We start from the raw sequence: 20,916 nt of genomic DNA on the forward strand, positions 1-20,916 counted from the left end.
GAGTCGGTCCGGGCAAGGGGACGGGGGATCAGTCGAAGGTGATCCGGATGTGCTGTGCTCCGCGCCGCCGGGCGCGGCCGGTGACCACCGGGCGGTCCGTCTCGTCCGGAGTTCCGGTGTGGAGCAGGATCTCCAGACGGGCTGCCAGTTCGGCGACGGTGGGGAACTCGAAGAGCAGCATCAACGGCAACCCCGGCAAACCCAGTTCCGCTTCGAGGCGGGAGATCAGCGGCGCCACCAGGAGCGAGTGCCCTCCGAGGTCGAAGAAGTTGTCGTGGGACCCGACACGCGGCACGTCCAGCACTTCCTGCCAGACTTCCGCGACCCGGCGCTCCACGGCCCGGGTGGGTACCTCTCCGCGTACCGGCGCGGGGGCGGCCGCCGCCAAGGCCTCGTCCAGGAGGGTGCGGTCGAGTTTGCCGTGCGCGGTGCGCGGGAGCGCGTCGAGCGGGACGATCCGGGGCGGCACCTCGTGCGCGGGCAGGCGCTCGGCCGCCCAGGCGCGCAGCGCGTGGACGCTGAAGCCGGGTCCCGGCACCACCGCGGCAGCCAGACGTCGCCGGTTCCCGTCCCCCTCGGCCACCACGACGGCGTCGAGGACGTCCGGGTGCCGCAGCAGAACCGCCCGTACCTCTTCCGGCTCCACCCGGAAGCCTCGGATCTTGACCTGGTCGTCCAGCCGCCCGAGGAGTACCAGGTCGCCGCTCGGACGCAGGCTGCCGAGGTCGCCGGTACGGTACCGGCGCTCGCCGTCCGCCCCGGTGGCGAAGGCCCGCCCCGCGGTTCCGGGCCGGTTGAGGTAGCCGGCGGCCACCCCCGGCCCGCCGATGACGACCTCGCCGAAGCCGCCCGGAACGGTCGGGTCGTCCCAGGGATCGAAGACACCGACCTGCGAGCGGCCGGTCGGAAGCCCCACCGGCACGATGCCGCTGCCGGTGCCCGCCTCCCCGGCGCTGATGAAGCGCATCGAGCAGTTGATGCTCGCCTCGGTCGGCCCGTAGCCGTTGACGAAGACCGCGTCCGGCGCCACCAGTGCGGTCAGCGCCCGGAGCGCCTCGTAGGTCAGCATCTCGCCGCCGAGCACCACCGTGCTTACGGAGGGCATGTCGATGCCTGCGGCGGCCAGTTCGGCGGCGAAGGTCGGCGTCAGGTAGAGGATGGTCAGCCGCTCCCGCCGGACGAACCGGGCGTAGCGGGGGGCGGACAGCCGCTCGGCCTTGTCGGGAAAATGGAGTGCGGCGCCGAACAGCACGGTGGTGAATATTTCCTGGAGGCCGAAGTCGAAACTCAGCGACAGGGTCTGCGGGAGCCGGGCGCCGGGTCCGAGGTCGAATCGTTCGCGCTGCCACAGCAGCAGCGGCAGCACGTTGGCGTGGGTGATCGGCACGCCCTTCGGGGTGCCGGTGGTGCCCGAGGTGTGCACCACATAGGCCAGCGCGCCGGCGCTGGGCGGCCCGTCGATGCGTACCGTCGGCGGTGGCGCCGGATCGTCGAGCACGACCACCGGGCAGCCGGGGGCCAGCCGCGCCGCGCGTGCCGCGTGGGCCCGGTCCGTGAGGACGGCGGCGACGCCGGCGTCCGAGGCGACGAACCGCAGCCGCTCGTCCGGGAAGTCGGGCAGCAGGGGCACGACGCCGTAGCCCGCGGTGAAGGCGGCCAGCATGGCGGTGACGAACCGCGGCTCGGGCGGCAGCAGCAGGCCCACGGGGGCCCCGGCGCCGGAGCCGGCGGCTCCGGCGAGCCGAGCCGCGGCCGCGGCGACCTCGACGGCCAGCTCGGCGTAAGTGACCGTGCCCGCGCCGGAGACGACCGCCGGGGCTTCGGGGTGGGCGGCGCAGCTGTCCGCGAAGTAGTCGATCACGGTGCGGGACGGCTCGGGCCGGGGGCCGCGGCCCGCGGTGAGTTCGTCCAGACGCGCACGCTCTGCGTCCGACATGACGGTCAGGCCGGCGATCGGGGTTTCGTCGTCCACCGCAGCTGCCGCGGCCACCCGCAACAGCCGCCTGCCCAGTTCCTCCGCGGTGGCGCCGTCCAGCACCTCGGTGGCGTACCGCAGCACCAGGGTCAGTTCGCCGTCGGACTCCGCGACGCTGACATCGAGGTCGGCCAGAGCGGTGGTGTGCGGCAGCGGTACGGCCTCCAGCACGAGACCGCCCACGCGGCACTCGCGGCCGGGGATCTCCTCGGCGAGCGCGGACAGGCCGTCCGGGGCGCCCGGTGGTGTGGCGGTCCAGCCGAACATGGTGGCGAACAACGGTCCCCGGGCGGCATCCCGGGCCGGCCGGACCGCCGCGGCGATGAGCGGCAGGGGGTACTGCCGGGCGGCCAGAGCACGCCGGAAGCGGACGGCGGTGTCGCGGACCAGCCCTGCGAACGAACCGTCCACCGGTACCTCCATCGGCACCGGCAGGGTGTTCACGCAGTAGCCCACCACCTGGCCGGAGAGGGCGTCGGGGCGGACTGCGGTCGGCACGCCCACCACGAACCGGCGTTCGCCGGACAGCCGCGCCAGCAGGACTGCGTAGCAGCTGAGCAGCACCACGAACGGCGTGGTGCTCAGCCGGCGGGCGGTGCCCCGGACCTGCTCGCTCAGGCCCGTGCCGAACGGCAGCCGGAGCAGGGAGCCGGACCAGGTGCGCGTCGCAGGGCGTGGCCGGTCGAGGGGCAGGCGAAGCGCGCTGTCCGCCGTGTCGGCCAGCAGGTCGATCCACTCGTCCCGCATCCGTTCGCCCTCGGGCCCGGCCAGGAGCCGGTGTTCGGCGGCGACCACCTCGGACATGCCCGGCGCGGGCGCCGACGTGTCGGCGGCGCCGTCCGCCAGTTCACGGTACCGGTCGCCCAGCTGGGCGAGCAGCAGGCCGAGCGACCACAGGTCGGCGGCGATGTGATGGACCGCCAGCAGGAGTACCGGGTCCTGCCCGCTCGGCCGGATCAGGGTGATCCGGGCCAGCGGCCCGCACTCCGGGTCGAGCGGGTCGGCGGCGCGCGCGGCCAGCAGCGCATCGAAGCCGTCGGCGGGGGTGTCGACGATGACCAGCTCGGGGACGGGCGCACCGGACGGGCGGGCGGTCACCTGACCGTCGCTCACCGTCCACCGGGAGCGGAGGGCCTCGTGACGGCCCATCACCACACGCACCGCACGCGCCAGGACATCGGCGTCCACCCCGCCGCGCAGCCGCACGGCGCGCGTCACGGCGTAGCGGGAATCGCCGGCGGAGGAGTGCTCCAGGAACCACAGCGCCTGCTGCCCGGCCGAAGCCGTCGGTATGGGCCCCTCACCGGAGGCAGCGTCCTGAGCACCGGGCGCGGTGACTTGGCCGGATGACGTGTACTGCCCGATTGCGGGGCCCTTCCCCGCATCGGGCGCGCCGCCGCCGCGCACCGCCTGCGCCAGATCGCCCACCGTGGCGTCGTGCAGCAGTTCCTCCAGCGGGACGGTGAGGCCGAAGCGCTCCTGGAGGGCGTGCTGGAGCTGGACCGAACGCAGCGAGTCCATTCCCAGCTCCGCCAGCGCCCGGCCGGCCGGAAGGGCGGCGGCGTCCGGCACGCCGAGCACCTCGCCCAGCAGCGTCAGGAGTGCGTCGCCCGGCTCGGTGGTCGGCTCGACGCCCGACGCCGCGGCTTGCGGCCGGTCCGTGGCGCCCGCGTCCACCGGGGACTCCAGTTGGAGGGCGCCGGAGCGGTAGGCGTCCCGGCAGGCGCGTCGGCGGATCTTGCCGCTGGACGTCTTGGGAATGGTGCCCCGGCGGACCAGTACGAGGTGGTCCAAGCGCAGACCGTGCCGGCGTGCCACCTCGGCATGGACCGCGGGCAGGATGTCAGGACCGGCTTCGCCCCGGGCCTCGGCCACCACGACCAGCCGCTCGCCGACGGTGAAGGCCGCGACGCAGCCCTTCCTGATCGCCGGACACGCCCGCTCGACCGTGGACTCGATGTCCTGCGGGAAGTGGTTGCGCCCGCGCACCACGATGACGTCCTTCGAGCGCCCGGCGACGTGCAGCCGACCGTCCGCAAGGAAACCGAGATCCCCCGTACGCAGATACGGTCCTTCGCCGTCTGCCGTCCGAGCCGCGAACAGCTCGGCGTTGACCTCGGGCTGCTCCCAGTACCCGGCGCCGATGCTGGGGTCGGCGGCGCGTATCCAGACCTCGCCCAGTGCGCCGTCGGGGACCTCCGTGCCGTCCGCCCCGACGATCAGCAGCGTGTCGGGCGGGGCGCCGCAGCTGACTGCCCTCTCGCCGTCACCGTCCGGGACCGGCGCCGAGCCGGGGGCGTCGGCGGAGGTCTCGGCCGAGACCAGCAGCGTGCACTCTGCCAGCCCGTAGCTGGGCGTCATCGCGCCGGGTTGGAAGCCCGCCGGGGCGAAGTGCGCCGCGAAGGAGGCGACGGTGTCCGGCCGTACCGGCTCACCGCCGTTGATGGCCGTCCGCCAGGCCGTCAGGTCCAGTCCGCTCAGGTCGTCCTCCGAGACCTTGCGCACCGCCAGTTCGTAGGCGAAGTTCGGCGCCGCGCTGATCGTCGCGCCGAAGCCGGACACGGCCCGCAGCCAGCGGACCGGGCTCTCCAGGAAGGCCAGCGGTGAGAGCAGGACGCAGGTGGCCCCCAGATGGAGCGGGTGGAGCACCGAGCCGATGAGGCCCATGTCGTGGTACAGCGGCAGCCAGCTGACGACGACGCCGTGCTCGTCCTGCCCGTAGGTCTCCCGCATCCGCTCCTGGTTCGCGGCCAGTTGGCGGTGGCTGACGATGACCCCGCGTGGAGTGCCGGTGGAGCCCGAGGTGAACTGGAGCAGCGCGGGCGCCTCGGCGTCGACGTCGGGCGCGCTCCAGTCCGGCGGCGCCTGCTCCGAGCGGTCCGGTGGGCCCAGGATCACCGCGTCGGGCGTTTTGGCGGTGATCTCCTCCATGGCCCAGGGCAGGTCGGTGAGGACGGTCACCGGCCGGGTCGCGGCGGCAATGTCCAGGGCGGTGTCGATCTCGCGCCTGCCGACCGGCGGGTAGACGGGCACCGCGACGAACCCTGCGTACCAGCAGCCGAGCAGGTCGATGACGAAGGCGAGCCCCGGCGTGTGGGCGAGTACGGCCCTGCTGCCCGGTTCCCCCACGGCGCTGAGCCGCGCGGCGGACGCCCTTGCCGCCACGTCGAGTTGGGCGTACGTCAGGGAGTCTGTGACGTTCTCACCGTCGCCGAGGAAGCGGAAGGCGATCTTGTCCGGACTGTTCCGGGCGTGGGCGCGCAGCCGATCGGTCAGCGTCGTGAGGGACGACGGAGGCGAGAAGGACGTCATCAATGGGGTCTCCCGTCGGAGGACGGTCAGGAGGAGACAGAGCCGTTCGGGTGCCGTCGACCGTCTCCGGTGGCCGTGCCGGTCGCCTGGCGGACGTCACTCCCGGGGGCGGGGGCCGCCCGCCGCATGCGCCGTCCAGCGGGCCATCAGATCGGCGGTGATCCGGTCCGGAGTGAGCCCGCAGGCGGCCCTCAGGTCCGGTACGGAGCCGTGCGGCAGGTAGTCGTGGGCCACCGCGAACAGCCGTACCGGTGTGTCGACGTCCTCGTCGGCGAGCCGCTCGCGCACCGCGGTGCCAAGGCCGCCGCGGATCCAGTGGTCCTCGATCACACAGACCATCCGGTGCTCCCGGGCCAGGTCGGGCAGCCGCTCGTCGAGCGGCTCGATCCAGCGGGCGTTGGCCGACCCGGCCGGCACACCGGCGGCGCGCAGCCGGGCGGCCACCCCGGTGGCGCAGGGCAGCAGGTCACCGGCACCGATGACCAGGACACCGCCGGGGGCCGGTTCGACCTGCCAGCCCGCCATGCCGCCGTCTTCTCCGGCGTCCCCGTCGCCGTCCTCCGGCAGCCCGGGGTCGTCGATCGCCTTCCCGTACCGGATGGCCACCGGTCCCGGGTGCCGGACCGCGGCTCTCAGCAGGCCGCGCAGCTCGGCGGCGGTCGACGGGGTGGCGATCGCCATGCCGGGGATCTGGCGCAGCAGCGCGAGGTCCCCGAACCCGTGGTGGGAGGCGCCGTCGCCTCCGGTGATCCCGGCCCGGTCGATGACCACCACGACCGGCAGCCGGTGCAGCCCGATGTCGAACAGCAGCTGGTCCTGGGCCCGGTTGAGGAAGGAGGAGTGGATGGACAACACCGGGTGCCGACCCGCCATGGCCAGTCCGGCGGCGAGTCCCGCGGCGTGCTGCTCGGCGATCCCCACGTCGTGGAAACGGTCGGGGTAGCGCTCCTGGAAGACGTCGAGTCCCGACGGGCCTCCCATGGCGGGCGTGATCACGACCAGGTCCGGGTCCTCGGAGGCGAGTTCCACGAGGCAGGGGCCCAGGACCGAACCGGCCGGCACCCGGCCCGGCGTCGGCGGGTACTGGCGTCCGGTACCGGCGTCGAACGGCCCCACGCCGTGCATGTGCTCGGTACGGTCGTCGACGGCCGGCGTGTAGCCGCGGCCCTTCTGGGTCCTGACGTGCACCAGCAGGGGACCGCGCTCGGCTCCGGCGTCGGCGAGGACCTTCTCCAGGGCGCTCAGGTCGTGTCCGTCGACGGGCCCGAGGTAGCGGATCCCCAGCGCCTCGAAGACACCGGGCGCGACGCCCGCCTGTAACTCCCGCATGTGCCGGGCCAGCGCGCCGGTGGTGGGCGCGTAGCTGCGGGCGTTGTCGTTCAGCACGATCGTGACGTCGAGCCCGCGGTCGCCGATGTCGTTGAGCGCCTCCAGCGCCATACCCGCGGTGAGCGAGCCGTCGCCGGTCACGGTCACCACCCGTCGATGGCGGTCGGCCGGACGCGCCGCGAACGCGGTGGCGAGCCCGGCGGCGTAGGAGAGGGAAGTCCCGGCGTGCGAGTTCTCCACCCAGTCGTGCACACTTTCGGCCCGGCTGGGGTAGCCGGACAGTCCGTTCAGTGCGCGCAGCGACCCGAAGGCCCCGGCCCTGCCGGTCACCATCTTGTGTACGTACGCCTGGTGACCGGTGTCCCACAGGATGACGTCGTCGGGGCTGCGGAAGACCCGGTGCAGCGCGATCGTCAACTCGACGACGCCGAGGTTCGATCCCAGGTGGCCGCCGCTGGCGGAGACGCTGCGGACGAGCAGTTCGCGCACCCGCGCCGCCACACCGGGCAGGTCCTCCGGTTCCAGCCGGCGCAGGGTATCGGGCGTCCAAGCGTCAAGGGCGGTCATGAATTCGATCCTCCGGCGCCGAGTCGAGGGTCAGCGGTGATCGGTCCTGCGGCAGGTCAGCTGCCCCAGTCCTGGTCCAGGAGGTGACGGGTGTGGGCGCCGCGGTATCCCAGCAGCATGCCCAGGCGCGGTTGGTCCGTGCGGTTCGGCGGGCTGTCGTGCACCACCAGTCCGCTGTGTATGGCCGCCGATCCGGCCGGCAGCACCGCGCGCACAGTGTTCTCGGCGTCGTGGTCGACCATGTCGTCGCGCACCTTGAGCCCGAAGGGGGCAGGGACGTGGGGCAGCAGACCGCCCAGGTGCGACCCGGTCCAGTACTTCACCGCCCCGTTCTCCTCCGTGGCGTCGGTGAGGGCGATCCACAGGTGCACCACGTCCATCGGCTCCACCGGCAGGAACACGCAGTCCTGGTGGGGCGCCACGCTGGAGCCGACCCGCGCGTACTTGTTGAAGGTCTCCACGACGTACAGCTCGGGTTCGTAGCCGACGATCGCGGCGACCAGTTGCTTGAAAAACGGGCGATTCCCGAGTTCGTTGAAATACTCGTCGACCTGGTCCATGAAATAGCAACTGCGCAGTGAGACACCGTCGTCCTCGTACCGCACGGTCTTGTCGCGGACCGCCTGCGGGAGGTTGGGAATCACGTAGCGGTTGTACCGGGACACGTGGAAGCGGACCTCCGCCACTTCCTCGTGGGTCAGTAAGGGACCTACCGTCGCGACGCCGTCCTGCGCGTAACGGGTGGCGAGCGTCTCGGTGTCGTAGTCGGCGAGGGTGCGGGCGGCGGAAGGGCTCACCGGATCAGACCTCGGTCGTGGTCTCGGCGGCGCCGGAACCGGTCTGCTCCTCGTGCTGTTCGTCGGCCTTGCCCTGCTCGGCCTCCTGAAGTGACTTCAGGTAGAGCTCGCGCACCTTCTTCAGTTCCTCGTCATTCAGAAAACGAGAGAATGAGTTCGGCATGGTGACTTCTCCCCGAAAGTCGACAGGACACTGCGAACGCGGATCAAACCAGCAGCCCGCGTCGCAAGCGAGGTCGAACGCGGGGGTGGGACGTGGCCTCCGAAGCCCGATCGAGTGCGGAGTCAGCGTAGCTCAGCGGTCACCGGATTGTCTCCAGACCATTCAAGCCGAGCCGCCGTGCGGAGTGTCTTGCCGCCGGCCGTCGACTGGCGGGGTGGGGCGTGCAAGGGAGGCGGCGAGCGTGACGGGATCCTTCGCTCCCGGTGAGCGGCGGCGCCTGCACGCCCCGTACGGCCGTCGCGCGGGCCCGCCACGGGCTTCGGCCCGGACTCCACGCCGGCCGCAGGGGTGGCCGCTGGGACCGAGGAGGGCTTGGGTCAGAGCAGGGCGTTGAGGGCGGTGGTGACGACGGTGGCGAGGGTGATGACGGCGGCGAAGGTGGTGGCGGCGCGGGTGAGGGCGGTGGGGTAGGTGGCGCCGTCCATGCGGGCGAGCTTGCCCGCGGCGGTGCCGGCCAGCAGCGCGACGACGATGACAAGTGCGGTGGTGAGCAGGACGATGGCGACGATCACGACAAGCTCCGGGACTCAGTGGGGTATTGACGTGTTCGAACGTCGCGGAATCGGTGTTCGCCGTGGTTCGCGGCAACAAAGATGAACACCGACGAACACGTCACTGGCCCGGGAGAAGCACGTACGCGATGAGCAGAACGGTCACAATCCGGCCCTTGCCGAGCTGCGGGCGAGGCTCAACGATGGGCTGTCCCGGGCCCGGCTGAACCAGACGCAGCTCGGCCGTCAAGCAGGGCTTGGGCGCACTACGGTGTCGCAGGCGCTCTCGGCCAAGGGGCCAGTGCCGTCGGAGAAGACGATCTCAAGGCTGGCCGCCACGCTGAAGCTGCCTCAGGGTGAGCTTCTGAAGTTGTGGCGGACAGCGGAGGAGTGGCCGGGGACGGCCGCAGCCGATGGGGTGGGGCGGCCGGGCAGGCCGATCGGTCTGCGGGAGCCGCACGAGTTGGAAGTCCATCCCGCCGGCCCCGGTGAGAGCGCCTTGGGCCCGGATACCCCTGGGGTGCGGGCGCTGCCGGGCTATGTGCCCCGCAAGCATGACCGGGTGCTGGCCGATGCGGTGCGGGACGCTGCGGCGGGCCGCAGCCGGATGGTGATGCTCGTGGGCACTTCCTCGACAGGGAAGACGCGGGCGTGCTGGGAGGCCATCCAGCCGCTCGCGCAGAAGAACTGGAGGTTGTGGCACCGCTTCGACCCGACCCGCACGGAGGCTGCTCTGGCCGAGCTGGGCCGGGTCGGGCCGCGGACGGTCGTCTGGATGAACGAAGCCCAGCACTGCCTCGGCCGGGCGGACCTTGCCGGAGCTACCCCGCGGAGGGGATCCGGTAGACGGAGACGTGAGAACGCGACTCGGCGGTGAATTCGGCGCCGGCCCAGTCCGCATGCCTGGTCTCCAGTTCGAATCCGGCCAGCTGGGCCATCAGGTCGAGTTCGGCCGGCCAGACGTAGCGATGAGGGCTGCGGAACAATCGCGCCTGCTGGGTTTCATCGAAGCGGAAGTGGTGCGATACGACGTGCTGGTGGAGCACGTCGTAGGTGTCCAACCCGATGTAGCCGGTTTCGGACTGCCAGACGGTGGCCGTCTGGCCCGGCGGGAGCTTGCGCAACTCGGGTACCCAGAGTTCGATCACGAACCGGCCACCAGGTGCGAGGTGGCGGGCTGCGTTGCGGAAGCACTGCACCTGCTCATCCTGGGTGAGCAGGTTGGAGATCGTGTTGTACACGAGGTAGACGAGGGCGTACTCGCCAGGAGCGACGGTGGTCGCCATGTCACCAACGATCACGGGGATGGTTGCTTCATCGGCCTTGGTTCGCAGTTGTTCCACCATAGGGAGCGACAGCTCGATGCCGGTGACAGAGACTCCTCGCCCCGCGAGCGGGACGGCTACTCGGCCGGTCCCGATGGCAAACTCAAGCGCTTCTCCGTCACCTGCGAGCTGGGCGAGACGGTCGACGGCCGGTTCCAGGACCTCGGGCGCGAACATTCCGGAACCGGGCGTGTCATAGCGCTGGGCGGCATCGGCGTCCCAGATCTTCTCCTGCTGCATTCCGTCAACGCTCGCGGCTGGCCCATTCGATGTCCACCGAGTTTTTCAGGCTGCTTGTCATGCAGGCATCAGGAACAGCTTCTGGCCTTGTTCTTTATGGTCGGGCGGGCTGTCCGTCTGTGACGGCTGTTACGGTCACGGCCGTAACTGAGCAACTTCCTGAGTTCCCGTAACACCCGACTGAGGCGACGGCGCCGCGTTTCTGGGCCGTGTCGGGCTTGCCGAACTCGCCGCTCCCCTTGACGCGCTGAAAACACTGCGACAGGAGGTGAACGGTTGGGGCTGGCCGCCGGATCAGGTTGAGCATTTCCTCGGCTCGCTGGACAAGGGAGACCAGCCGGCGTATCTGTTCCGGTGCCGTGGCTGCGTGACCCACCTGTTCGATCGCCGCGCGGTCGTCGCCTGGCTCCTCGCGCACGACAAGATCGAAGTCCCCACGGGGCCGACGGTCGCGTCGCTGGTGCCGACCGGGGCCGGGGGCGCCGCGCACCGGTTCCGCCTCGATGATCCGTGGCTGGCCCTGGCCGACGACGCGGCCGGCGAGGACTCGTTGTCCGGCTGGTCCACCGAGGCGGACGCCGACGCGCTGGCCGGGCTGGCGGCCGGGGAGTTCGGGGCTTCGGTGCGCCGGCTGACCGCGCCCGGTACGGAGGCGTTGGCGGTGTTGGGGGAGGTGCGGGTGATCGACCGGTTTCGCTCGGGGGTCGGGCGGCCTGCGGGTGACGTTGGCAGGGTGCCAGAGTGTTCCGCCAATCTGAGCCGGCGATACCGAGTCATCAAACACCGGACAGCTACCTCGCCGGCCTCCACCTCCGCGCCGCAATGATCTGGATCGACGACTCTAGTTGGCTCCGGCGAGCGCTGTAGGCGGCCCGCCGTGTTGCGGCGGAGCGCCGCGTCCGGTCTGGGGCCTGGGGAGCTGGCCCCTGGTGCCAGGGTCTCCCATCTGACAGGGCTGTACGCGCCCGCCGGGCCGGAGGTTTCGGGGTCCAGCCGCAAGGGTGTCGGCGGCTTCGATCTTGTGCGACGAGTAGCCGGGTACCAGTCGTGGAGCTGTCCCTGGGCAGGTCAGGTTCAAGGGGCGGCCTTGGGCGGGCCTGCGCTCGCGGCTGCGGCTGCGGCTGCGGTGCGGAGGTGGTCGAGGTCGAGTCCGGCCTGCGCGCAGACGGAGGCGAGGTCGAAGTACAGGGTCTCGCCCGCCATCAGATCGTTGCGGAAGGGTACGACGTTGGCGAAGGGCACCGTGAAGGCCCCTCCGCCGGGCGGCAAGCCGAGCCACTGACCGCGGCTGGTGCCCTGCAGAGTGCCCCACACGACGAGGACGTCGTCCCCGTACGCGATCCCGGTGTCTTCAGGCGCGAGGTCGGGGAACGCGGCGAAAAGACTCTCGTACGCGGCCCGGGTCGCTGGCTTGCCCTGGCTGCGCAGGCCGAGCGGCACGGTGTCGAGAAAGCAGTCCTCAGTGAACGTCGCCAGAATCGAGGGAACGTCGCGAGCGGCCTCGGCGGCACGGTGGGCGGTGAAGAGCCGAAACATCTGGTCGCGGTCCATGCGCGTGCTCCCAGGCGGCAGGGTTCCATCGGAACACCTGCCACGCTACTCGCCGAGGCCGTCTCCCCATGACAGGGCCACGCCCGGCTGCACTGCTGCTCACTCCCGGCCGGTGTCCGGAGTCCAGAACGCGGGTGGGTCGCCGCGCCACTCGATCGGCACGCATCGTCCAGGCGGACGTCGTCGGGTGGATAGACGGATGCGTGCGCGCCGGATCAGGTTCTTGCCCGGCTCCCGTACGTGCTCGAACGCGGCGTTGTTCAGCAGCGCGCAACTGCCTGACGGGCCGGTCACCGTCACCGTCACCGTCGTCGCCCGACCGTTGTCGAGGTTCGTCACCTTCAGCTTCGTCCCCACCGGCAACGTCCCACTGCTCGCCGCCGGCGCACCCGCCTCACCCGACAAACGTCACCGTCGACCCCGGACACACCGTGTCCGGGACAGAGTCATTGACCTACAGACCCTCCTGACCAATCCGAGGGCGAGGAACGAGTCAAGGCGTGACGGAAGGTCCGCAGAGCCGGGCCGGGCTCAGCCGAGGAGGCAGCCGTAGTTGCTGTCGTTGGCGCAGACGTTCCAGAGGGTGGCGTCGTGTGCCACGGACGGGGCGTCGAGCTGGGCGAGCAAGTCCAGGGCGATCCGCTCCAGGGTGAACTTTCCGGAGAAGGCGTTCCAGTCGGTGGGCCCCGGGTTGTAGGGGTCGAGCTTGAACTCGTCCTTGTAGTCGTCCTCGTAGTCGTCGAAGTCCTCGTCCTCCAGTTGCATGGCCTCCCACAGCGCGGCAAGGCTGGTGAGAGTCCAGATGGCCTGGTAGAAGGCGGACAGGTCGGTGTGCAGCAAGCCGACGGGGGAGTCCTCGAAGTCGTCGCCCACGACAGCCCCGATACGGCCGGTGGGTCCGTCCAGCAGGATCTCGTACCCGCGTCCGGCCGCGCCCAGGCGGATGAGGTCGCGCTGGGCCGGGCCATGCGGCTCGCCATCGTCGTCCGCTTGCCGGGAGCCGGATTGGCGCAAGGTGACGAGCGGGCGCGCCTCGCTGTCTCGCAGGTAGCCGAGCGTGGGCAACCCGACGGTGGTGAGCAGGCGGCGGGTGGGCTCGTGCCGCAGGGCCGGTGGCAGGTCCTCGGGGCTGACGGGGAGCAGTATGAGGTCCTCCATCAGCTCGGGGGTGATGTCGAAGGCAAGGGACTCGGCTGCGTCGTGATTGCGGCGGGCAGCCCAGAGCAGGCCGTAGCCTGCCAGGACAGCGGTCCAGTGCGGGGCGTCACCGTACTCCGTGAACACTGCGGGGTCGGTGGCTTGCATCCGCTCACAGACCGCCCTGGTCACCTCGGTCATCACATCCCGGCCACGTCGGCCGTCGTGCGCCGTGGGATCGGCGGCGACCGCGCGCAGGGTTTCCAGCTCGTGCACGAACGTGACCAGCACGGACAGGTCGCTCGCCACGAGGTCGGTGACCAACTCGCTGCCCGCGCTGTACCTCCCACCGACGACGAACACCTGGCCGGTCACGGCGTCCAGTACGAGCCAGTCGCCGAAGATCGGCGGATGGCCACCGCACTCACCAAGGACGAGCAGGTGGTCCGCGCTGGCGGTCAGTCGCTCCAGTCGGCCCGAGACCGGCTGAAGCCAGACGGCCGGGTCGGTGTGGAGGCGCACGTACGCGCCGCCCTCGCGGGGCAGGCCGACCTCGCTCAGGAAACGCCGGGTCGGTTCGTGGACCAGAGTGTCGGGCAAGGCGTCGGTCGGGACCCGGAGCAGATTGTCGGCGCCGAACCACTGCGCCACGCTGTTTGCTGTGGTGGTCGTCCTGAGCTGCACTGTCGCCGTCCTGGCTGTCGTTGCCTTGATCAGCGGTCACCTTACCCACCGAGCCGACAGCGGGTGTCTTGTGATCTTTTCTGTGCGGGTCGGCTGGGTTGGCTGGGTTGGCCCGACCTCACCGAGGACGAGGACATCCTCCCGAACGCGAGGACTGGGTGAACGACCTGCTCGACGGCAACGAGCGGCACGGCTGCACGAAAGGCTGCGGTGAGGCGATGCTCTGCCGACGCCCGGCAGCGACGTACAGGGCCGTACGGTGAGCAGTCGCAATGCGCGCGTCTCCACAGGCTGATCAGCAGAGCACCATCGACGCACTCACGGTGACCAAGGTCGGAGGCCGCTGGAGAACAGGCGACACGTCAACATACGAGCTCACCAGTTTGGGCCGGGAGGCGCAGGTGTCGGGGAACGGGTGTGCTGCCGGTCCGGCGCCAGGGCTTGTCATACCGGCCGCCGCACGCACGGCACTCCGCGCGGAACAGAGCGGCGGCTGGGCCCATCTCTTCGCTCGGTGCGGCCGCGTATTCCGCGTTCTGGATCTTCGCGATGAGCTGCGGTGTGGCGCAGGTGCAGGAGCGGTCGCGCCAGGCCCGGCCGGGCCCGCCGACCGGTGCCTCGACGAAGTCGGTGCGGTAGCCGTCGACCGGCCGGTGCTTCTTCTTGGTGTTCGCCGCGTTCTCGAACCGGCGCTGGGTGGCCTTGTCAGGGAAGATCAGCAGGAGTCCGGCCAGCAGCAGGAATGACTCCCCTCGTACGCGGCCGGGGTCGGGGTCGAACACGGCGGCCGGGACACCGTGCTCGTCGACGAGGGGGACGCCGCCTGCGTACCGGGGGTCTCCGGTGCCGAGGCCCACGGTCGCGGTGATGCCGTGTTCCTCGGCGAGCTTGGCCAGGGCCTGGTCGACGCCCCGACGGAAGACGCGGGCGACCTGCCAGAGCCTGCCGGGCGGCCGGGTGCGGGCTTCTTGTTCGGCGGCGGTGGCCTCGGCCAGGGCCTTGGCCCGGGTGACCGCGTTCCTGGCGCGGATCTGCTCCCGTTTCTTCTCCTTCTCCCGTTGCAGCGCGGCCATCCGGGCCTCGTCGATACGCCGACGCCGTTCCTCTTCCTCCAAGTGCGCGGCCTCGGCCGTGACGTACTGCGGCGCCGTCCACGCCGTGGCAAGCGACCGCTGCGGGTACCGCATCGGCGTCCGCGGGCTGTGTGGGACGATCCGGCGGGCGAACGCCCAGGTGAGGAACTGGGGCAGGGAGGCCGGTACTGCCTTCCAGCTGTGGCCCTCGAACTTCACCAGGCCCTCGGCGACGGCCAGGTGCTTCGCTTCCTCGGGCCGCTCCAGGCGGACGGAGGGGACGGTGCCGAGCCAGGGCGGGCGGGGCCGGTCGCTGAACCAGATCGCGGTGACGCCGTCGGCGCGCATCTTCACGGTGCGGGCCGTGATGTCGGCGCCGGTGATCGGCGCGAGCTGTGCCTCCAGTGCCGTTGCCCAGGTGCCGGCGGGGTCGGTGGCCAGCACATCTGCCCGCCATGTGCCGTTGGGCCCGCAGGCTTCGAGTTCGGCGTGGGCGCCGGCGTCGCGGGCGGCGTTCGCCAGCTCCAGCTTCAGCAGGTGGTGGGCGACCGACTCCAGGCCGAGCGCGCAGACGGGGGCACCCGGGGCGTGGGCGAAGAACCGTATGCCGGCCTGGGAGGTCTTCGCGTACATGCCGTGACGGCACTCGTCGCAGGTCAGGGAGGCGGGCGGATTCACCTTCCACACCTCGCCCCACGAGCGCCCGCAGCCGAGATCGGCCAGGTGCGCGAAAACGGTCCCCCACTGTGCGTGCACGGCCCGGAACGCCATCGGCCCCCCTGCTTTTATCGACGAGGAGCCCGGTATGGCGTGAGCCACTGACAATGCGTCAGGCCAAGATCCGGCCGAGAGGGATCACCAGTAGGGCAGCGGGTACGGTGGCCGCCATCTGCTCCGGCTGCTCGAAGAAGAACCTCGCCTCGGCGACGGCGTCGTGGGGCCCCGAGGGGGTGGTTGCGGCAATCCTGCAGGACACCGTGCCGTACTGCACGTCGTACTACGACCGTGCGTGGCAGAAGCTGCTTCCCAAGCCGATCAAGGCGAAGGCGAAGGGGAAACCGTTCACGCCCGTCAGGGGACGGAAGTCTCAGCCGATGGGGGCCCGACGTGCCGGTACGGAGGCGGCCGGCGAGATGGATGACGTCGCTGTTGCCGGAGGCCATGGCGAGTTCCAGTAAGGGTGGCTTCCAGTGGGTGTAGCGGGGGTTCAGTTCGGACAGCAGGGTGTCAATGCCGCCGTGGGTGACCTGGCGTTTGCGCAGTGCCTGGTCCGCGCAGCCGAGAGCGGCGATCCGCTGCCTGTCCGGGGCGATGGCGTGCTGGTAGGCCTGGGCTGGAGCGGCTGGTTGTACCAGCACGTTGTGGCGGTGGGGGCGCTCTACACCCTCACCATGACCAGCGAGGTGTGCGAGGAACCGGGGCTGGCGACCGTGCCCCGGCAGTTGACGCCGGGCCTCCGCCCGGTGATGCCGACAGCCGGGGTCGACCCCAAGCTGATCACCTGGACGTCCACCCGCCGCCAGCAGATCGAGCAGGCACTGGAGGGCATCACCGACCTGCGACCGCGAGGTCCAGGCTCCGGCCGCCGCCGCTGCCGCCGACCAGCACCGCCAGGAGCACACCGCGTACGAGATCCGCCGCCTCGTCATCGTCGCACGGTCGATGACCACCTCCTTGGCCGGTTCACAATCGATGCGCCCACCGCGCTCCGAACGCCAAGCCTGGGGTGAGCCGGCGAAACCGCAGAGGGATTTCGCCGGCCCGATCCACTGGCTGTTGCTCACCGTGAAACGCCGAATCGGACACGTCGCGCTGAAATGCGCCGTGCGAGGTCCACACGCGCGGGGCGCGGAACGCGACGCCGAAGGTGTAGGGGGTTCCCTGATGCTTCGGCCGGTCCGACACGGAACGCTGATGCGGGCAACCGGCTGCCGTGGCGGCCAACCGAACAGAAGGACACCCATGAGACGTCTCTCCCTAATCCGCAACGCAGGACGCGCAGTGATCGCGTCGGGAATCGTCGCGGCGCTGATACCGGCCGGCGTCGCGCATGCCACGGATGCCGAACCGGGGCCGGCGGGCACGTCACCGATCAGCAACTCCGCCAGCGGGCCGTCGATCTCCGCCGACGGCCGCTACGTGGCTTTCAGTTCGCTGGCAAGGGATCTGGTGGCCGGCGACACCAACCGGGCGGAAGACGTGTTCGTCCGCGACCGGCAGACCGGCGTCATCACCAGGGTCAGTGTCGACTCCGCGGGCAACCAGGCCAACAACGTGAGCCGGAATCCGTCGATTTCCGCCGACGGCCGCTACGTCGCGTTCGAGTCCGTCGCGACGAACCTGGTGGCCGGTGACACCAACCGCTACCGCGACATTTTCGTGCACGACCTGCAGACCGGTGAGACGACCAGGGTCAGCGTCGGCAGCCACGGCGAGCAGAGCGACAGTGAGAGTTTCCATCCGTCGATCTCCGCCGACGGCCGGTTCGTCGCGTTCGACTCTCCCGCCTCGAACCTGGTGTTCGGCGACACCAACGACATCCACGACGTCTTCGTGCGCGACCGGCAGACCGGTGGGACCACCAGGGTCAGCGTCGATTCGAACGGTCGCCAGGGCGACGACATCAGCCAACAGCCGTCGATTTCGGCAGACGGGCGCTACGTCGCCTTCTCCTCCGGGGCGAAGACACTGTCCCTGTTCCCCGACAACAACCACGCGGTCGACGTGTTCGTGCACGATCAGCTGACCGGGTACACCGACCGGATCAGCGTCGGTCCCGACGGCAAGGAAGGCAATTCCGCCAGTAGCACGGCGACCATCTCGGCCGACGGCCGCTACGTCGCGTTCGAATCCGACGCGTCGAATCTGGTGGCGGGCGACACCGGCGGTCGGAACGACACCGACATCTTCCTGTACGACCGGGTTACCCGGACGACGACGCAGGTGAACCTCGGCCCCGATGGCCTGAGCGACAGCAGAACCCCCGGCCAGGAGCGGACGACGCTCTCCGCCGACGGCCGCTACATCGCGTTCGTGTCCGGCGAGGACAGGCTGGTGACCGGCGACACCAACTCACGCTGGGACGTGTTCGTGCGAGACCGGGTGACCGCCACCACGACCAGGGTCAGCGTCGCCAATGACGGCTCGCAGAGCGACGGGTACAGCGACAGCCCCTCGATTTCGGCCGACGGCCACCACGTCGCCTTCACGACCAGCGCGACGAACCTGGGCGGTGACGGCACCAGCCGGAATCCCAACCTGTACGTACGCGACCTCGGCAACTGAGATGTCGGCCGCCGTGGCGTCCTCAGTGACGCGCCGCGGCGGCCCACACGCCGGCCAGAGCAGCACGACCGGAAACGCCGACCTTCGCGTAGACCCGGCCCAGGTGGACTTCGACGGTCTTGGGACTCAAATGCAGCCGCAGGCCGATGTCCCGGTTGGTCAGGCCGTCCGAGACCAGGTTGACGATCTCGACCTCACGGGCGGTCAAGTCGAACCGCTCGGCGCCGCTTTCGGGCCGGGGGCCGCGCGCGTTCAGGCGCCGCTCCTCGCGCGCGACCTGGGGCAGGAACAGTTGCGCGTCACACCGGGTGAACAACGCGCGGGCGGACACGAGGTGCGCACGGGCCTGGTCGATCGCCCCGCTGCCGCCGAACGCCGTCGCGGCGAGCAAGTGCGCCCGCCCGGCCTCCACGGCCACCCCGATCCGGCCGTACGTGCCGGCAGCGGCGACAGCGAGCGGTGCGGCTGCCGCCGGGTCCGTTGGCAGCGTGGCGATCGCGCGGGCCTGCTGTGCCATGGCGGTCCGCAGCGGGAGCTTGAGCCGGCCGGCCGCGTCCTCCGCTCGGTCGGCCCATGCCGCGGCCGCGGCAACCCGGCCGGCCGCGACCTCCGCCTCCGTGAGCATCAGGTACACCAATGGCCTGGTGCGCAGGCCCACCGCTGGCAGCTCGGCGCCACCGCCACTGGTGAGCAGCAGCTCGATGCAAGCGTGCGGATCACCCGAGTGCAACATCGCCTGCGCCAGCATCGCCTCGGCCTGGCCACTGCGCCAGGAACTCATGGCCGTCACCTGGTCGTCGACGACGATGGCCTCCTTGCCCAGGCGGACCGCCTCGGCCAGGTCGCCGCGCCAGGTGGTGATCCAGCACCCGAAGGTCAACGTCATGACGCGCAGCTCCTCGCTGCCGGTCAGTTCCGCCGACTCCAGGCTGTCGTCGAAGCAGGTCGTCGCCGCCGCCAGCTCGCCGAGGTAGGCATGCACCATGCCGCGGATCGCGGTCAGCAGCGCGATCTTGTGGGACTGCCTGCTCGCGCGAGCCAGTTGCAGGCCACGGCTCATGTGCCGGCTCGCCGCCGTGAGCCGGTCGGCGGAGATTTCCGACCAGCTCAGCCAGAACGCCGCATCGATGTCGCGGACCAGGTCGCTGTCGGGCAGCGCGTCCAGGAGTGCGGCCGCCTCGTCCAGCCGGTCCGCCCGCCGGTCGATGAGCGTTGCGGCCGACAATGCCGTCGCCAGCAGCATCGGATCCCCGACTTCCCGCGCGGCGGCGATCGCTTCGGCCACCCGGTCCTGTCCGTGCTCGCGCTCGACACTTTCGCCGGCAACGAGCGCGACGAGCAGGACGGCCGCAGAGTGGGCGTCAACACCTTCGACGCGTTTCCACTCGCTGTGCAGCATCGCCCTGGCCTCGGTGTAGCGCCCGAGAACCTGCTCCACGGTCGCACAGGCCCGCGCTGTCTGTGCCCGGATCTGGGTGAGTTCGGCAGGCAGGAGCCGCAGCACCTCGTGCATGGTTTCCCTGGCCTGCCGCAGGTCGCCCGTGGCGCCGAGCGCGTGTGCCAGCCGGCCGAGCAGGATCAGGCGCTGCGGCGTGGCCGACTCCGAGTCGGGGAGCAGCCGGATGGCCGCCCGCAGGAAGTGCCCGGCGGTCGCGGGCGTGGTGTGCATCGTCGCTTCGGCGGCCTCGGTGAGCGCCGCGACCGCTTCAAGGTCACCGCGGACGGCGGATCGCTCCACGTGCCGGGCGAACTCGGCCGGCGGCGCGCCCCGGCTCCGGAGTGCCGACGCGGCCCGGCCGTGTGCCTGAAGCCGCCAGCCAGGACCGGCGTCCTGGTAGGCGACGCTGCGCACCAGCGGATGCCGGTACCGGAACCGGCCGGTCGGGCCGTCCAGCCGCACCAGGTCACGCTCGGCGAGCCGGTCGAGCGCGGCGAGCACGGACCCGGCGTCCATGGCCGCCGTTTCGGCGAGCGAATCAGCCTCGAAATCGTCACCCACGACCGCGGCGGCGTGCGCGACGACCCGCTCTTGCGGGGTCAACGCGGCCAACTCGGCGGCGAGCACAGCGTGGACCGCCACCGGGATCGCCCCGTCGGGGTGGAGTGCCGCATCACCGACGGCGATACCCCGCTCACCGGCCCGCGCCAGGGCTTCCAGGTAGAACGGGTTTCCGCCGCTGGCCTGGTAAAGCTCTTCCCGCCGGGAACGGCCCAGACCTTCCGGCATGACGAGGCCGGCGTCGGCTCGGCTCAGCGGCGCGAGTTCCAGCAGCTCGGCCACCCCGTCGGTCGCCGCGCGGGACAGTGCGTGCCACAGCCGCAGCGACGTCTGCCGGGGCCTGCCCGCCAAAGCCAAGACCAGCCGCGCCTGGGGCGGGTGGCGCAAGAGGTGGTCGAGCAGCTCGACCGATCCCTCGTCCGCCCAGTGCAGATCGTCGAAGACGAGCACCAGCCCGGACGGCCCGGCGACCAGCTCCAGCAACGCCCGAACCGCCCGGTGCAGGCGGTACCGCTCCGCGTCGACCAGGTCGACGGGACCGACGGGGGGAAGCGCCGGGAATACGGTCGCGAGAAGTGCGAGCTGTTGTTGCCCGAGGGCGGCGAAGCGCTCCGGGCCCAGCTCGGCGAGCTGGTCGTCGAGCGCGTCGACGAACACACCGAACGGGATGTGGGACTCGAACTCCGCCCCGCGTGCGCTGCGGACCGTCCATCCTGCTGTGTCCGCGAGCTTCCCCAGCTCCGTCAGCAGCCGGCTCTTGCCGATCCCCGGTTCGCCGGTGACCGCGACGCACCGGGTGCCACCTTCGCCCGCCAGCACTGCGCGGAGGATCGCGACTTCTCGCGCCCGGCCGGGAAGTCCGCCGACAGGCTCCCCTCTCGCTTCGTCAGTCATGCTGGCGTCGACTCACTTTCCGTCCGCGGCCAGG

14 protein-coding genes and 2 pseudogenes are annotated in these 20,916 nt (G+C 71.0%); 5 read left to right on the forward strand and 11 right to left on the reverse strand.

Going from position 1 to position 20,916, the window contains the following annotated elements:
• Window positions 1–28: 28 nt before the first annotated feature.
• From ABTY04_RS33095 to ABTY04_RS33115, 5 genes are all read right to left on the reverse strand, one after another.
• The gene (locus tag ABTY04_RS33095) at window positions 29–5,287 is read right to left on the reverse strand and encodes a non-ribosomal peptide synthetase (protein WP_352217141.1); all 5,259 of its coding nucleotides are present in this window, start codon (window positions 5,285–5,287) and stop codon (window positions 29–31) included.
• A 96-nt stretch (window positions 5,288–5,383) separates the two neighbouring features.
• Window positions 5,384–7,183, reverse strand: a complete 1,800-nt coding sequence (locus ABTY04_RS33100; RefSeq protein WP_352217142.1) for a 1-deoxy-D-xylulose-5-phosphate synthase — start codon at window positions 7,181–7,183, stop codon at window positions 5,384–5,386.
• A gap of 56 nt (window positions 7,184–7,239) precedes the next feature.
• Complete coding sequence (locus ABTY04_RS33105; protein WP_352217143.1) at window positions 7,240–7,980, reverse strand: phytanoyl-CoA dioxygenase family protein; 741 nt, start codon at window positions 7,978–7,980, stop codon at window positions 7,240–7,242.
• A 4-nt stretch (window positions 7,981–7,984) separates the two neighbouring features.
• Complete coding sequence (locus ABTY04_RS33110) at window positions 7,985–8,143, reverse strand: hypothetical protein (protein WP_327280767.1); 159 nt, start codon at window positions 8,141–8,143, stop codon at window positions 7,985–7,987.
• A gap of 377 nt (window positions 8,144–8,520) precedes the next feature.
• The gene (locus ABTY04_RS33115) at window positions 8,521–8,715 is read right to left on the reverse strand and encodes a hypothetical protein (RefSeq protein ID WP_352217144.1); all 195 of its coding nucleotides are present in this window, start codon (window positions 8,713–8,715) and stop codon (window positions 8,521–8,523) included.
• 250 nt (window positions 8,716–8,965) lie between these two features.
• Here ABTY04_RS33115 and ABTY04_RS41255 point away from each other — a divergent pair, with 250 nt between their 5' ends.
• On the forward strand, window positions 8,966–9,571 hold the full coding sequence (locus tag ABTY04_RS41255) for an ATP-binding protein (protein ID WP_502996767.1): 606 nt from the start codon (window positions 8,966–8,968) through the stop codon (window positions 9,569–9,571).
• Here ABTY04_RS41255 and ABTY04_RS33120 read toward each other — a convergent pair.
• The gene (locus tag ABTY04_RS33120; RefSeq protein ID WP_352217145.1) at window positions 9,516–10,259 is read right to left on the reverse strand and encodes a class I SAM-dependent DNA methyltransferase; all 744 of its coding nucleotides are present in this window, start codon (window positions 10,257–10,259) and stop codon (window positions 9,516–9,518) included. The genes ABTY04_RS41255 and ABTY04_RS33120 overlap by 56 nt on opposite strands.
• Before the next feature lie 196 nt (window positions 10,260–10,455).
• Between ABTY04_RS33120 and ABTY04_RS33125 the strand changes: the two are divergent.
• Window positions 10,456–11,085: pseudogene (locus ABTY04_RS33125) on the forward strand (CbrC family protein); the annotation flags it as partial.
• Between the two features lie 248 nt (window positions 11,086–11,333).
• Here ABTY04_RS33125 and ABTY04_RS33130 read toward each other — a convergent pair.
• The 4 genes and pseudogenes from ABTY04_RS33130 to ABTY04_RS33145 all read right to left on the reverse strand — a co-directional run bounded on the left by ABTY04_RS33130 (window position 11,334) and on the right by ABTY04_RS33145 (window position 15,475).
• Entirely contained in the window at window positions 11,334–11,810 is a 477-nt protein-coding gene (locus ABTY04_RS33130) for an ester cyclase (RefSeq protein ID WP_352217146.1), read from the reverse strand.
• A 198-nt stretch (window positions 11,811–12,008) separates the two neighbouring features.
• Window positions 12,009–12,246 (reverse strand): annotated as a pseudogene (locus ABTY04_RS33135) (RlpA-like double-psi beta-barrel domain-containing protein); the annotation flags it as partial.
• Window positions 12,247–12,341: 95 nt separating this feature from the next.
• On the reverse strand, window positions 12,342–13,631 hold the full coding sequence (locus tag ABTY04_RS33140; RefSeq protein ID WP_352217147.1) for an SUKH-4 family immunity protein: 1,290 nt from the start codon (window positions 13,629–13,631) through the stop codon (window positions 12,342–12,344).
• A 362-nt stretch (window positions 13,632–13,993) separates the two neighbouring features.
• Window positions 13,994–15,475 carry a competence protein CoiA family protein gene (locus ABTY04_RS33145; RefSeq protein WP_352217148.1) on the reverse strand — a complete coding sequence of 494 codons (1,482 nt, stop codon included), beginning with the start codon at window positions 15,473–15,475 and terminating at the stop codon, window positions 13,994–13,996.
• Between the two features lie 53 nt (window positions 15,476–15,528).
• Here ABTY04_RS33145 and ABTY04_RS33150 point away from each other — a divergent pair, with 53 nt between their 5' ends.
• The 3 genes from ABTY04_RS33150 to ABTY04_RS33160 all read left to right on the forward strand — a co-directional run bounded on the left by ABTY04_RS33150 (window position 15,529) and on the right by ABTY04_RS33160 (window position 17,989).
• Window positions 15,529–15,882: a hypothetical protein gene (locus ABTY04_RS33150; RefSeq protein ID WP_352217149.1), complete on the forward strand. Its 354-nt coding sequence runs from the start codon at window positions 15,529–15,531 to the stop codon at window positions 15,880–15,882.
• Window positions 15,883–15,942: 60 nt separating this feature from the next.
• Window positions 15,943–16,434, forward strand: coding sequence for a hypothetical protein (locus tag ABTY04_RS33155; RefSeq protein WP_352217150.1), 492 nt, complete (start codon window positions 15,943–15,945; stop codon window positions 16,432–16,434).
• A 271-nt stretch (window positions 16,435–16,705) separates the two neighbouring features.
• Window positions 16,706–17,989, forward strand: a complete 1,284-nt coding sequence (locus ABTY04_RS33160; RefSeq protein ID WP_352217151.1) for a TolB-like translocation protein — start codon at window positions 16,706–16,708, stop codon at window positions 17,987–17,989.
• Window positions 17,990–18,011: 22 nt separating this feature from the next.
• Here the strand turns inward: ABTY04_RS33160 and ABTY04_RS33165 are convergent, their stop codons facing one another.
• Window positions 18,012–20,882, reverse strand: a complete 2,871-nt coding sequence (locus ABTY04_RS33165) for an ATP-binding protein (protein ID WP_352217152.1) — start codon at window positions 20,880–20,882, stop codon at window positions 18,012–18,014.
• Window positions 20,883–20,916 lie beyond the last annotated feature (34 nt).

Origin of the sequence: Streptomyces sp. NPDC097981, from assembly GCF_040302565.1 — a bacterium.
Taxonomy (GTDB): domain Bacteria; phylum Actinomycetota; class Actinomycetes; order Streptomycetales; family Streptomycetaceae; genus Streptomyces.

What these genes read in the sequence shown, in the direction of transcription:
- ABTY04_RS33100 (WP_352217142.1), bottom strand. Translation starts at nt 7,183, where the DNA reads ATGACCGCCCTTGACGCTTGGACGCCCGATACCCTGCGCCGGCTGGAA.
- ABTY04_RS33150 (WP_352217149.1), top strand. Translation starts at nt 15,529, where the DNA reads ATGCGTCAGGCCAAGATCCGGCCGAGAGGGATCACCAGTAGGGCAGCG.
- ABTY04_RS33095 (WP_352217141.1), bottom strand. Translation starts at nt 5,287, where the DNA reads ATGACGTCCTTCTCGCCTCCGTCGTCCCTCACGACGCTGACCGATCGG.
- ABTY04_RS33145 (WP_352217148.1), bottom strand. Translation starts at nt 15,475, where the DNA reads ATGGCGTTCCGGGCCGTGCACGCACAGTGGGGGACCGTTTTCGCGCAC.
- ABTY04_RS33120 (WP_352217145.1), bottom strand. Translation starts at nt 10,259, where the DNA reads ATGCAGCAGGAGAAGATCTGGGACGCCGATGCCGCCCAGCGCTATGAC.
- ABTY04_RS33165 (WP_352217152.1), bottom strand. Translation starts at nt 20,882, where the DNA reads ATGACTGACGAAGCGAGAGGGGAGCCTGTCGGCGGACTTCCCGGCCGG.
- ABTY04_RS33130 (WP_352217146.1), bottom strand. Translation starts at nt 11,810, where the DNA reads ATGGACCGCGACCAGATGTTTCGGCTCTTCACCGCCCACCGTGCCGCC.
- ABTY04_RS33110 (WP_327280767.1), bottom strand. Translation starts at nt 8,143, where the DNA reads ATGCCGAACTCATTCTCTCGTTTTCTGAATGACGAGGAACTGAAGAAG.